At 64.2% G+C, this 13,259-nt stretch carries 9 protein-coding genes and 2 pseudogenes; 9 read left to right on the top strand and 2 right to left on the bottom strand.

Features of this window, described 5'->3' with window-relative positions; translation table 11 throughout:
- The 8 genes and pseudogenes from LB543_RS33120 to LB543_RS33085 all read left to right on the top strand — a co-directional run.
- A pseudogene (locus tag LB543_RS33120) lies at positions 1 to 114 on the top strand (S-(hydroxymethyl)glutathione dehydrogenase); the annotation flags it as partial.
- A 798-nt stretch (positions 115 to 912) separates the two neighbouring features.
- Positions 913 to 2,922 (top strand): CocE/NonD family hydrolase, encoded by a 2,010-nt coding sequence (locus LB543_RS33115; RefSeq protein WP_140812136.1) that lies wholly within the window; start codon positions 913 to 915, stop codon positions 2,920 to 2,922.
- A 17-nt stretch (positions 2,923 to 2,939) separates the two neighbouring features.
- On the top strand, positions 2,940 to 3,890 hold the full coding sequence (locus LB543_RS33110) for an ABC transporter permease (RefSeq protein ID WP_140761850.1): 951 nt from the start codon (positions 2,940 to 2,942) through the stop codon (positions 3,888 to 3,890).
- Positions 3,874 to 4,761, top strand: coding sequence for an ABC transporter permease (locus LB543_RS33105; protein ID WP_224617284.1), 888 nt, complete (start codon positions 3,874 to 3,876; stop codon positions 4,759 to 4,761). Before LB543_RS33110 ends, LB543_RS33105 begins: the two co-directional genes overlap by 17 nt.
- Complete coding sequence (locus LB543_RS33100; protein WP_140812134.1) at positions 4,758 to 5,723, top strand: ABC transporter ATP-binding protein; 966 nt, start codon at positions 4,758 to 4,760, stop codon at positions 5,721 to 5,723. The genes LB543_RS33105 and LB543_RS33100 overlap by 4 nt, the downstream gene beginning before the upstream one ends.
- Positions 5,720 to 6,748 carry an ABC transporter ATP-binding protein gene (locus tag LB543_RS33095; protein WP_224617283.1) on the top strand — a complete coding sequence of 343 codons (1,029 nt, stop codon included), beginning with the start codon at positions 5,720 to 5,722 and terminating at the stop codon, positions 6,746 to 6,748. The genes LB543_RS33100 and LB543_RS33095 overlap by 4 nt, the downstream gene beginning before the upstream one ends.
- Position 6,749: 1 nt before the next feature.
- Positions 6,750 to 8,312, top strand: a complete 1,563-nt coding sequence (locus LB543_RS33090) for an ABC transporter substrate-binding protein (protein ID WP_224617282.1) — start codon at positions 6,750 to 6,752, stop codon at positions 8,310 to 8,312.
- Between the two features lie 44 nt (positions 8,313 to 8,356).
- Positions 8,357 to 9,040, top strand: a complete 684-nt coding sequence (locus LB543_RS33085) for a TetR/AcrR family transcriptional regulator (protein ID WP_224617281.1) — start codon at positions 8,357 to 8,359, stop codon at positions 9,038 to 9,040.
- On the opposite strand, the gene LB543_RS33080 is transcribed toward LB543_RS33085, so the two are convergent.
- Entirely contained in the window at positions 9,037 to 10,575 is a 1,539-nt protein-coding gene (locus LB543_RS33080) for a trimethylamine methyltransferase family protein (protein ID WP_224617280.1), read from the bottom strand. The two genes, LB543_RS33085 and LB543_RS33080, sit on opposite strands and share 4 nt — an antisense overlap.
- Positions 10,560 to 12,641 carry an FAD-dependent oxidoreductase gene (locus LB543_RS33075; RefSeq protein ID WP_224617279.1) on the bottom strand — a complete coding sequence of 694 codons (2,082 nt, stop codon included), beginning with the start codon at positions 12,639 to 12,641 and terminating at the stop codon, positions 10,560 to 10,562. Before LB543_RS33075 ends, LB543_RS33080 begins: the two co-directional genes overlap by 16 nt.
- An 80-nt stretch (positions 12,642 to 12,721) precedes the next feature.
- On the opposite strand from LB543_RS33075, the pseudogene LB543_RS33070 reads away from it, so the two are divergent.
- Positions 12,722 to 12,928, top strand: a pseudogene (locus LB543_RS33070) (Tn3 family transposase); the annotation flags it as partial.
- Positions 12,929 to 13,259: the final 331 nt, after the last annotated feature.

Here is a 13,259-nt window from a genome sequence, read left to right as displayed (position 1 = left end):
GGCAAGATCCAGATCGACCCGATGATCACCCACACGCTGAAGCTCGAGGACATCAACAGGGGATTCGACCTCATGCACTCTGGGGCGAGCATCCGCAGCGTGGTCGTCTATTGATCTTTTTGCCGTACGCCCGGCCTGAAGGTCTTGTTCCCAACATTGTGCCTCCCCCAGCAGCGGGCGTTAGACTGGCGGCGCGACAAGGCATTCCGGAATGCCCCGCGCCGCCAGTCGATCACGACGGCCCGCCAAGGCTACGATGATCCAACCAATGCCGGACATATGAAAACCATTTCCGAAGCTCGAGCGCAGGATTGCTTGACCTGCTCGAACCGCTGCAAGTCAAGCGCGGCATCACGTATGCCTACATCTCGCACGATCTGGCGATGGAGCGCGTCTGCGCGGAATCCGATCGACATCCCTCCAGGTTGCGGCTTCCGCACCGCGACGCTAGGCGCTCCTAATCGCCGCTCGCAGGTGCATTGATGGCATTCGCGGCGACCATGAGCGCGAGGAAGACCACGACGCCGAGCCGGAACAAGACGGCGAAACCGTCAAGTGGTCACACGATCCACTTGAGTCACAGGCACGGAACTGCGCGTCTCATGGCGAGCGACTGCCATTTCACAGGTGTCGCGGGTAGGTGCATTGATAAGATGCCAAGCATTACCGGCAGCGCTTTGTGAACGGTCTGCTCCACTGCCGGTTGAATTCCTTCTTGCGCGCTCGGTGCGCCGCCGCCATCCCGGATGGCGGAGACGGGGACTATGGCTTGGCGATCTGCTCACGGGAATCTCGCTGGCCGCCCGCGAACAGGGCTGTCTTGCATTAGACATCAAAAACATCAGATGCGGGATTGCGCCGCAAATGCTCTTGTTGTACGAACGTTCAACAAGACATTTGTGGGTACCTGCCGTGGTACGAACCGAATTTCCCTTTGCCGTGGAAACCGTCGATCCGCTCTGGATCACGCTGGCTGACGGCACCCGCATAGCCGCCACGCTGTGGCGTCCTCGGACCGAGGGCAGGGTCCCCGTCGTCGTCGAGATGGTGCCTTATCGCCGCCGCGACGGCACCGCGGCTCGGGACGTCGATATCCACCCCTGGCTCGCCGGGCACGGCATTGCCTGCGCCCGCATAGACATTCGCGGCAGCGGCGATTCCGACGGCGACCTGGCGGACGAATACCTGCCGCGTGAGCAGGAAGACGCCTGCGAGATCATCGCCCAATTCGCGGCATTTTCCTGGTGCAACGGCAATGTTGGCATGACCGGCATTTCCTGGGGCGGCTTCAACGCGCTGCAGGTCGCGGCACGGCGGCCGCCGGCCTTGAAAGCTATCATCGCCAACTGCGCCGCAGACGACCGCTATGCCGACGACATTCACTATATGGGCGGCGCGCTGCTGACCGAGCAGGAGATGTGGTCGAACTTCATGCTGGTGAAGAAGGCGATGGCACCAGACCCGCAGATCGTCGGCGACGCCTGGCGCGGCATGTGGACGAGCCGTCTCGAGGCGACAAGCTCGTTGTCGGAAATCTGGCTCGCGCACCAGCGCCGCGACGGCTATTGGCGGCAGGGCTCGGTCTGCGAAGATCATTCCGCGATCGAATGCGCGGTCATGGCCGTCTGCGGCTGGGAAGACAGCTATTCGAATTTCGTGCCGCGCCTGCTCGAGCATCTGCCGGGGCCGAAGCTCGGCATTGTCGGCCCGTGGTCGCATGCCTATCCGTGCCGTGGCGCGCCGGGACCACTGATCGGCTACCTGCAGGAAGCGCTGCGTTGGTGGCGCCATTGGCTCGCCGGCGAAGACACCGGCATCATGGACGAGCCGCCTTACCGTGTCTGGATCACCGGTGAAGAGCGGCCGCGGCCTTTCTACCTGCCAGATCATGCCGGAAGCTGGGCCGCCGAGGATGCGTGGCCGTCGCCGCGAATCGAGCGCCGTGTGCTGCACCTGAACGCCACCGGATTGAGTAGCGAACCCGTTGTGGGCGCCGTGCTCCCGGTGCGCTCGCCCGCGACAGCTGGTCGCGACTGCGGCCGCTGGGGCGGCTATGGCGGCTCCTGTCCGGACATGCCCATCGACCAGCGACGCGAGGATGGGCTGGCAATTTGCTTCGATACGCTACCGCTGGACGATGACCTGACCTTGCTCGGCGCACCGGAACTCGATCTGCTCGTCACCGTCGACCAGCCGCATGTCAACCTTGCCGCCCGTCTTTGCGATGTCTATCCCGACGGCACTTCGGCGCTGATGACCTATGGCGTGCTCAACCTCAGCCATCGCGGCAGCCACGAGCATCCAACCCCCTGTCCGGTCGGAACACAGTTTCGGGTCAAGCTCAAGCTCAACGATTTCGCCCGCACGGTGCCCAAGGGCCACCGCATCCGGCTGGCGCTGGCCAACCAGCACTGGCCGATCCTGTGGCCGCAGCCAAAACTGTCGACCCTGTCGGTGGCGAGCGGTGACAGCACGGTGACGCTTCCGGTGCGCCCGCCCTCGCCACGCGACCGTGATGTCCGCTTCGAGCCGGCCGAAACCGCGCCACCGGTTCCGACCACGACGCTGGATGAAGGCTTCGACCGTCGCGTCGTCACCGACGATGTCGGCAGCGGCATTCAGACCATCGCGCTGACGTCGGACCATGGACGCAGGCGCTATGACGATCGCGGAATCACCGTGTCCTCGGCCAACAGCGACACGATGAGCATCAGCAGTGGCGATCCCCTGTCGGCGAAACTCGTCACCGAATATCGCTGGGCGATTGCCAGCGGCGATGCCGATACCGAAGCGACGGCGGTGACCGAGCTGACATCAGACGAAACCCATTTCAATCTAAGCTGGCGTCTCGAGGCGCGAGAACGGGGTAAGCTCGTCCACAGCGCTTCGGCAACGCGGCGCATCAGGCGCGATTTCGCCTGAGGCGAGGGGAGGAGGCCATGCTTGCATATGCAGTGAAGCGCATCGGTCTCGGTATCCTGATCCTCGTCCTCGTCATGGTCGCGATGTACTCGGCCGTCTTCCTGGTTCCGGGCGATCCGGCAACCGTCGCACTCGGTCCGCGCGCAACGCCGGAACTGAAGCGGCTGCTGATCGAGCGCATGGGCCTCGACCAGCCAGTCTGGTGGCAGATCGTCGCCTTCTTCCGCAACGCGCTGACCGGCAATCTCGGCTACGACGTCTGGTCGAACCGGCCCGTTTCCACGCTGGTCCTGGAGGCCCTGCCGAACACGCTGATCCTTGGCCTGACAGCGCTGGCCGTCGCGCTTCTCATCGGCGTGCCGCTCGGCTGCCTGTCGGTGATGCGGCGCGGCACCTCGGCCGATGCCGTCATCGGCGTGCTCTCGGTCGGCGTCATCGCCGTGCCGTCCTTCGTCGTTGCCATCTATTCGCTGCTGCTGTTTGCGGTGACGCTGCGCTGGCTGCCGGCCATCGGCGCCGGCGAGGCAGGTGACTTCATCAGCCAGGCCAAGGCGCTGGTCATGCCGGCCGCGGCCATCGCACTCGGCTGGATCGGTTATATCGCCCGCATGGTGCGGGCCTCGATGATGGAGGTGATGGGCGAACCGCACATCCGCACCGCGCGCTCCTTCGGTCTGCCGGAGTGGAAGATCGTCTCCAAATACGCGCTGCGCATCGCCATCATCCCGACCATCTCGCTGGTCGCCGTCGGCCTCGGCAGCATCCTGTCCAGCGCCGTCTTCGTCGAGGCGGTGTTTGCCCGGCCCGGCATCGGCAAGCTGATCACCGACGCTGTCAACACCCGCAACTATCCGGTCGTCATGGGCACGGTGCTGATCATGACCGCCATCTACGTCTCCATCACCATTGCCGCCGACCTGTTGATTGCGCGGCTCGATCCGAGGGTGCGCGATGTCTTCCGTGGTTGAGACCTCTATTTGCGCGCCCGATCGACAAAGGTTTCCGCTGCTGCGTGCGTTGCTTACCGATCCGTTCACCTGTGTGGCGCTGATCCTGGTCGTGGGGTTCCTCGTCACAGCCGTCCTCGCGCCGTGGCTCGCGCCCTATTCTCCGGTCAAGATCGACGTGCTGCACAAGTTGCAGCCGCCATCGGCCGGGCACTGGTTCGGCACCGATCATCTCGGCCGCGATCTCCTGTCGCGCGTCATTTACGGCGCGCGCACCGCGCTGACGATCGCCATTGTTTCGGTGGCCATCGCCGGCGCCATTGGCCTGATGCTCGGCCTGATCGCTGGCTACGGCCCGCGCTGGCTCGACGCCATTCTGGTGCTGACATTCGACAGCCTGAACTCGCTGCCGATGATCATGTTCGCGTTCGCCATCATCACCGTGCTCGGCGCTGGCACCGGCCCGCTGATCATCGTCATCGCCGCGACCTCGTTTCCAAGCTACGCCAGGCTGATCCGGGCGCAAACGCTGGCGCTGAAGAACAGCGACTACATCCTTGCCGAACGACTGATCGATGCCGGTGCCGCGCGCATCATCTTCATCCACCTTCTGCCCAATGTCGTCGGTCCGCTGATCATCCTCTTGTCGATGGACATCCCGGTCGTCATCATGGTGGAGGCCGGTTTGAGTTTCCTTGGCCTGGGCGTCCGTCCGCCAACACCGTCCTGGGGGAGCATCCTCTATGACGGCTACACCTCGATCCGTTCGGCCCCCTTCATGGTGATCTTCGGCGGGCTGCCGCTGGTGCTCGCCACACTCGGCTTCACCTTCCTCGGCGAAGGTCTGCGCGACTATCTCGATCCGCGCCTGCAACTGCGGAGGCCGGCATGACCGGCTCGCTCGCCGCCAATGACCTCAGCGTCCGCTATGAGACGCCGCATGGCAGCGTCCATGCGCTGCGCCATGTCGACATCGAGGCGCATCCGGGCGAAGTGATCGGCATCGTCGGCGAGAGCGGCTGCGGCAAGTCTACGCTGGTCACCGCCTTGGCCAACCTGTTGCCGGCCAATGCCCGCATCGACGGATCGATCCGCTACAACGGCGTCGACCTGGCAAAGCTCGACGCCCACCGCCAGCGCCTGCTGCGCGGCGACGAGATCGCACTGGTCAGCCAAGACCCGATGACGGCGTTCAACCCGGTGCTGACCATCGGCGACCAGCTCGTCGATTTCCAGCACCATCGCAAGGATCTTGGCCGGGTACAGAAGCGCGCGCGGATCGCCGCCATGCTTGGCCGCGTCGGCATCGCCGATGCCGAGCGCCGGATGCAGAGCTATCCGCATGAACTGTCGGGCGGCATGCGCCAGCGTGTCGCCATTGCCGCCGCCTTGCTGACCGATCCCGGCCTCCTCATCGCCGACGAGCCGACCACGGCGCTCGATGTCACCATGGAGGCGCAGATCATCCGTCTGCTGCGCGAGCTCCGCCGTGAATACAACGGCATCATCATCGTCGTCTCGCACCATCTCGGCGTCATCGCCGAACTCTGCGACCGGGTCTACGTCATGTATGCCGGCGAGGTGGTCGAGGGCGGCGAGGTCGATGCGATCTTCCACGACGCCAGGCATCCCTACACCCAGGCGCTGCTCGCCTGCGATCCCGCCCGGTTCCATGAGCGGTTGGACAGGCTGCCGACCATTCCAGGCTTCCTGCCCAACCTGACCCAGCCACCCACGGGATGCGTCTATGCACCGCGTTGCGGCCGCGCCTTCGCGCCATGCGGTTCTATCACCCCACCGCTGGTGAAACTCGCCGCTGCCCATGTCGCACGCTGCCACGCGGTGATGCCATGACCCCGCTGCTCGCCGTGGAAGACCTGTCCGCGAGCTTCGTTCGCGGCGGCTTGCTCAATCGGCTAATCAATCCGTTCCCTCTGCCGGGCTTCAACGTCATCGACGGCGTGACGCTGTCGCTGATGCCGGGCGAAACGCTCGGGCTGGTCGGCGAATCCGGCTCCGGCAAGACGACGCTGGCCCGCACCATCCTCGGCCTTGTCGTGGCAGCGGCGGGCCGCATCGTCTTCGAGGGCAGGGACGTGGCGACGCCGGCCGATTTCCGCGCCATGCGACGGCGCTCGGCGATGATGTTCCAGGACCCTGTCGCCTCGCTCAGCCCGCGCCTGCGCATCGGCACGCTGCTCACCGAACCGCAGATCATCCAGGGCGAGCCGATGCCGGACCGCCGCGTCGCCGCCAAGGCGCTGCTGGCGCTGGTTGGGTTGCCATCATCCTTCGTCGACCGCTTTCCGCACGAGCTGTCTGGCGGGCAGGCGCGCCGCGTCGGTGTCGCCCGCGCCTTGGCGATGAAGCCGCATCTGCTGCTCGCCGATGAGCCGACCGCAGGTCTCGATGTATCGGTGCAGGGCGATGTGCTCAACCTGATCGGCGAGCTCAAGCGCGAACTCGGTTTCGCCGCCATGATCGTCACCCACAACTTGGCCATGATCCGTCACGTCAGCGACCGGCTCGCCATCATGTATCTCGGCCGGCTGGTCGAAACCGGACCGACACTAGATGTGTTTTCCGCGCCGATGCATCCCTACACGGCGACGCTCATCCGATCGGAGCCGATACCCGACCCGCGCAGGCGTAACCACAACCCGGCCGTCACCGGTGAGATTCCGAGCGTGTTCCGGCGGCCTTCGGGCTGCGAGTTCCACACGCGCTGCCCGATCGCCCGCGAGCGCTGCGGGACCGAGCCGCCTGCCTATCGGTCGATGGGCGCCGGCCGGATGGTGCGTTGCCATTTCCCGCTGGAGACCGGCGGGCAAGAACGGGAAGCGTTTTCACGCGCTTCCGCAAACCAAAGGGGAAACTGACATGACGCAATGGACCATGGACAGACGTGCATTCCTGAAGGCAGCCGGCGCGCTGGGCGCTGGTCTCACGATGAAGCCAGGCTTTGCCTGGTCGGCCGTTGGCGACACGCTGCGCATGCGAATGGAAGGTGACCTGCAGTGCCTCGATCCTGCCTTCATGAATGGCGGCATCGAGGATGTCATGATGCGCGGCATCTACGTCTCGCTGAACCATTTCGGCGATATCCAGAAAGGCTCGCCATGGTCGCTGTGGGGCGCCGAGAAGCTCGAACAGAAAGACCCGAAGACCATCGCCTTCACCTTGATCGATGGGATGAAATGGTCTGGCGGCTTCGGCGCGGTCACATCAGACGACGTGAAATTCTCGTTCGAGCGCATCGCGGACAAGGCTCTCGCATCGCCCTGGGCCTATCAGTTCGAGAAGCTCGACCAGGTCGAGGTCGTCGATGCTCGCAACGGCATCATCCACCTGAAAGAACCATACCAGCCGATCTTCGTCACCAGCCTGCCTTACTATGGCGGCCACATCATCAGCCGCGCCGGCACCGAGAAGGCGGGCGGCAAATTCACCACGCAGCCGCCGGCGACATGCGGGCCTTATCTCTTCAGCGACTGGCAGCAGAAGCAGAAGGTGACGCTGACCGCCAATCCTGACTGGCCGGGTCCGAAGCCGGATTTCAACAAGGTCGAGATCTATGTTGTGGCAGACGATCAGGCAGCGCAACTCGCCTACGAGGCCGACGCCTTCGACTACACCAAGATCGCCATTTCGGCGACCAAGGCCGTCAAGGCGAACCCACCAGCGGACACAAGTCTGATCGAGGCGCAGTCGACACGATATGTCTGGCTGACCATCAACATGCTGAGCCCGCGGCTCAAGGATCTGAAAGTCCGCCAGGCCGTGCAGTACGGCGTCGATGTCGGGCAGATCCTCACCGGCGTCTATGACGATCTAACCAGGCGTTCCACCGGCGTCGTCCAGCCCGGAACCAAATTCGCGCGGGCCGGCAATTTGATCGCCGCACCGGACTATGAGAAGTCCGCGTCGCTGCTCGCGGAAGCCGGCGTTAGCGACCTGTCACTGACCTTGACGGTGATGAACGATTCCATCCGCACCGCGACCGCCCAAATTATCCAGGCCAGCCTCGAACAGGCCGGCATCAAGGTCGAAATCCAACCGTATGACGAGGCGGCATTCTGGGGCGTCGGCGACAAGACGCAAGGCGATGGCTACAAGAACATCGATCTGGCACTGATGGATTTCGCCGGCGGCATCGATCCTTCCGAAAACCTGGTCTGGTTCCGTCCCGACCAGATCGGCGCCTACAACTGGTCGGGCTTCGACAGCCCCGAATTCGAGACCAGCTATCAGCAGCTGGTGGCGGAAAGCGACGAGGCCAAGCGCATCGCCCTGTCCAACCGCATGGAGGATCTGATGGAACAGTCCGGCGGCTTCGTCTTCATCTGCCACCAGCCGCTGGTCGCCATCCACAAGACCGCTTTCGAGCCGGTCATCTATCCCGACGGCCATCCCAATCCGGTGCTGTTCAAGAAGAAGGCATGACCGCCTCCGTGGACAGGAGGGGCGTAATCGATTAGCTGGGTTGCATGACGGATGCCCAACCAGAAGGTGCAAGAAGGAAGCGCGGTGCAAGAAAAGCTCCGCCGCGCTTCAGCCGCGAGCAGGCCGATGTACGCCGCTCCATGCTGATTGAGGCGGCGACGCGATGCCTGTCGGTCGGCGGCATCGGCGCCTTCACCATCGACCGCATCTGCAAGGAGGCCGGCGTCTCGCGCGGCCTCATCAACCATCACTTCGAAAGCCTCGATGGCTTGCTGGTCGAGGTCTACAAATCCTCGCTCTACGCCAGCGTCAACAACCAGATCGCCGAAGCCAAACGCCGCCGCGCCGAGACGTCGGATTGGTCGCCGCAAGCAGCGCTTGCCGCCCTGGTGCACTCCAATTTTGCACCCGAATACTTCAGCCGCGAGAACCTGCTGATCTGGCTGTCGCTGTGGGGCGAGATCGCCGTCAATCCGCGTCTTCAGGCGGCGCATCGCGAACTCTATGACACCTACCGGGCGGAGCTGGCCGAGGACATTGCCGCCGTCGCCATACCGCGCGGCAGGCAAGTCGACGCCCGGGCGCTGGCGCGCAATTTCATCGCGCTGGTCGACGGGCTCTGGCTCGAATGGTGCCTCGATGAAAGCGTGGTGACGCCGCAAGCAGCGGAAGCCGCAGGCTTCGAGATGCTTGAGGCTCAGGTCGGGCCTTTGCGAGACGCCTACTAGTTGAGCGGCGAACCGCCTTCGCGCTTGCGGCGCTCCATATAGTCCCGCAAGGCTTCGTCGATGCCCGGGTCGATCGGCGGCTGCTCGTATTCGGCGACCATCCGCTTCCAGACGACATTGGCGCGCTCGCGCGCGGTCACCTGGCCGCGCTCCATCCAGGTGTCGTAATTGTCCCAGTTGGATACCAATGGCGAATAGAAGGCCCGCTCGTAGCGCTGCATGGTGTGGGCGGCGCCAAAGAAATGCCCGGCCGGGCCGACCTCGCGCACGGCCTCCAGCGCCAGCGTGTCAATGTCAACGACCGGCGGATCGAAATAGGCCGACATCATCTGAAGCATCTCGGCATCGATAACCAGTTTCTCGAACGATGCCGTCAGGCCACCGCCGAGCCAGCCGGCGGCGTGCATCACCAGATGGGCGCCGCCCATCAGGCAGCCCCACAGCGACATGGCGCTCTCATAGGCCGCCTGTGCATCGACCGAATTGGCGGCGGTGACGTTACTGGACCGGAACGGCACGCCGATCAGCCGGCTGAGCTGGCCGGTGATCTGTGCGGCCTGCGTGTATTCGGGCGTGCCGAAGGCCGGGGCGCCGGTCTTCATGTCGACATTGGAGGTGAAGCCGCCATACATGACCGGCACGCCGGGGCGAACGATCTGGGTCAGCGCGATTCCGGCCAGCGCCTCGGCATGTTGTTGCGACAACGCCCCGGCCAATGTCACCGGGCTCATCGCACCAGCCAGCGTAAATGGCGTGACGACATTGACCTGGCCGTGTTCGGCCAGCGCGATCAGGCCTTCGGCCATCGGCTCGTCGAGCTGCAGCGGCGAGTTGGTGTTGATAATGCCGGTGAATACCGGCATCTCCTGCGCCAGGTTTTCGCGCGTCGTGCCGAGCGATATCGCCACCATTTCCAGCGCGTCGATGGCGCGCCCCCGGCCAAGCGCCTGCGGTTGCCAGTTCTTGTCGAGCAAAGTGATCTCAGCATAGTAGAGGTCGAGATGGCGGGTATTCTGGTGCAGGTCGAGCGGCTCGAACGGCCCGCCACCTTCCTGGTGCAGCACGTTGAACGATTGGATCAGCTTGAGGTAGTCGCACATCTCCGCATAGGTTCCGGGTCGGCGTCCGCGATCATTGTCCATGACATAGGCCGGCCCGCCCACCGACGACAGGATACAGTGCCTGCCGCCGACCTTGACGTTTTTTTCCGGGTTGCGGGCGCGCAGCTCGAACGAGGACGGCGCCGTGGCGACGCGCTCCATGATCATGGCGCGGTCGAAGCGCACCCGCATCTCGCTTTCGTCGACATCACAGCCCGCCGCGCGATAGAGCTGGCGCGCCCGCGGCTGCAGTACCCGCATGCCGATGTCTTCCAGGATGGTGAGACCCATCTCATGGATGGACTGGACCTGGTCGGCCGACAGCACCTCGATCGGCGCGTAAGGTCGCGTCAGCTGTTTCCACGGACGCTGCGCGATGCCGCCGATTTCACGCTGCGGGCGGCCGGGTCTGCGGCGGGCTATACTGCGTTCCATGGCTTGGCTCCTGTGGTGAAAGATGGTCGTTCGCGCAGCGGTATTCCTGCCCCTGCCGGCAGATCCAGATGGCGGGCGTACTTGTGGCCGGAATGCACCGCATCGGCGATCGAGGACGGCGCCAGGCAATCGCCGATCCGCGTTATCGACGGGTTGTTCTCGCGCTTGCGCGCACTTGCTGCGGAGAGCGCGTCGAATAGCGTCTGTTCGGCGATGCGTCCCGTCACCAGCACCAGCGTGCCGAAGTCGCGGCGCGTGACCCGGCGGGTGTAGGTGCAGGCGAATTCGGCAACGCCGTTCGCTGCCGACACCAGGCTTTGCGACAAAAGCAGGCCAATGCCGCTTTCCATCAACTGCTTCTGGACGAAGAACTGCTCGTCGGTCATCTGCGTCCAGCTCGACACCACTGGCAGCGGCGTGGCGATGGTCACCGCGTGGCCGGCAACGCGCAGTTTCTCCGCCAGCGCACCGCCCATAAAATAATGCTCGTCGTCATAGACCAGCACCGGACCCGTTACCGGGACTCCGGCGAAGATGTCGTCCGGCGTCAGGATCGACGGCGACGCCTCGATCCCGACCGGCATCTCGACGCTGGCGCCGACACCGTCGCGCCGCCAGAAGCTGCCGGTCGCCAGCACGATATGGTCGACGCCGAGTGATAGCACGTCCTCGGCGTCGAGCCGGCTGCCGGGATAGATCGCGACCGATGGCTGTTTGCCGAGCATGTGCAGGCGGTGGTCGCGTACCCGCGCCCATGCCGCCAGCCCGGGCAATGTCGCCTCCCGCGAGACGCGGCCGCCGAGCAAGTTGCCGGCTTCGGCCAGCATCACGCCATAGCCGCGCCGGCCAAGCGTCAGTGCGCATTCGAGCCCTGCCGGGCCGCCGCCGACCACTAGCACGCGCGCTTCCGAACCCTTGTTGTCGACCTGTTCGGGATGCCAGCCGCGCCGCCATTCCTCGCCGATCGTCGGGTTCTGGGTACAGCGCAGCGGCACGCTTTCATTGTTGGCCGAGCGGCAGATATTGCAGCCGATGCATTCGCGGATCTCGTCCTCGCGTCCCTCGAAGATCTTCTTCGGCAGGAACGGGTCGGCGATCGACGGGCGCGCCGCGCCGATGAAATCCTGGATGCCACGCCTGATCTGGCCGACCATGGTGTCCGGCGAGGTGAACCGCCCGACGCTGACCACCGGTTTTGTCGTCAGCCCTTTGACGAAGCCGACATACTCTTCCTGAAAACCTTCCGCGCTGAACCGTGACGATTTGGAATCGTTGCCGAGCGAGCCGGCAACGTTGATGTCCCAGAGATCCGGCAGCTCGGCCAGCATCTCGATGATCTCGCGCCCTTCGCCTTCCGAGGTGATGCCATGCGGTCCGTGCAGTTCGTCGACCGCCAACCGCACCGCCACCGCGCAGCTGTCGCCGACGGCTTCCTTGGTGTCCTCGATCATTTCGCGCAGCAGCCGCACGCGGTTCTGCAAAGCGCCGCCATACTCGTCGGTGCGGCGGTTGGTGCGGCGCGACAGGAACTGGAACGGCAGGTAGTCGTGCCCAGCATAGCAGTAGACGATGTCGAACCCCGCCCGCCGCGCGCGGATCGCGGCTTCGAGCTGCCAGCGACGGAAGTCGCTGATGTCCTGCCGGTCCATGGCGCGCGCGCCGCCGGGCTGGACAAACTTCGCTGGTTGCGCCGAGGGCGCCAGCAGTGGTTCGCGCGTCAGCCGGTTGTTGGTGTGGGCGCCGCCATGCCACAGCTCGACCGCTGCCAGGCTGCCATGGGCGTGGATGGCGTCGGCGGTGCGCGCCAGCTCGCGGACGTCGTCCTCATCCCACAGCGACAGGAAGCCAAACGGCGAGTCGTCGGAACTCGGATGGATCGAGCAATATTCCGTTGAGACCACGCCCCAACCGCCTGCGGCCTTGATGCCGCGCAGCGCAGCGCCGCTTTGCGGCCTGAGCGTGCCCATGCCGGTCGCATGCGGGGTCTGGTAGAAGCGGTTCGGCGCGGTGACGGGCCCGATGCGAACCGGTTCGAAAAGGATTTTGTAGCGGGGATTGCAGTGCATCGGGGCTTCGCGAATATGCTTGTTGAACGATCATACAACAAGCATATTCGCGCTTTTGGTAAAACGCAATCCCAATGCCGCGCTTCGCACCTCGGTTACGCAATCTCAAAGATCGTAAGTTCCACACGTTCGAGAAGGGCGACGCATACCCGGCACTGTCGAACCACATCGGAGCACCGATCAACACCACGCTCATTCTCGACCACTGGGACGATCTGCTTCACCTGGCAGCGTCGATCACGACGCGAACCGTGGTGCCGTCGACCATCCTGAAGAAGCTCTCGGCACGACGGCGGGTAGTGTTTCAGTTTGAAAATAGCGCAAACGCCTGTTCCGTTGATCGAGGTGGCGCAAACGCCTATAATAGCGGAAGCATGGAGGCCACTCATGTCGGTGTGCGCCCGCGAACTGTTCGACAGCTACGTCGCGAACAGCCTCAACCATCCGAATCTCAAAGGCATTGGGATTGGAACCCATGTGTTCAGTCTTACCTGTTTGGCAAGCGAGGCTCACATCCAATGGCGAAGGTCATCGCAGAAGCCGGCCCGATTGCTGCTGCGCTTACAAAGCGGGTCACCTAAACGATGCCGGCGGCGCGGGATCTTCGCAGGAGCAAGG

Source organism: Mesorhizobium sp. ESP7-2 (assembly GCF_020164715.1).
Taxonomy (GTDB): domain Bacteria; phylum Pseudomonadota; class Alphaproteobacteria; order Rhizobiales; family Rhizobiaceae; genus Mesorhizobium.
Note: the sequence above shows the minus strand (reverse complement) of the source record. Positions and strands in the feature narration are given on the sequence as shown.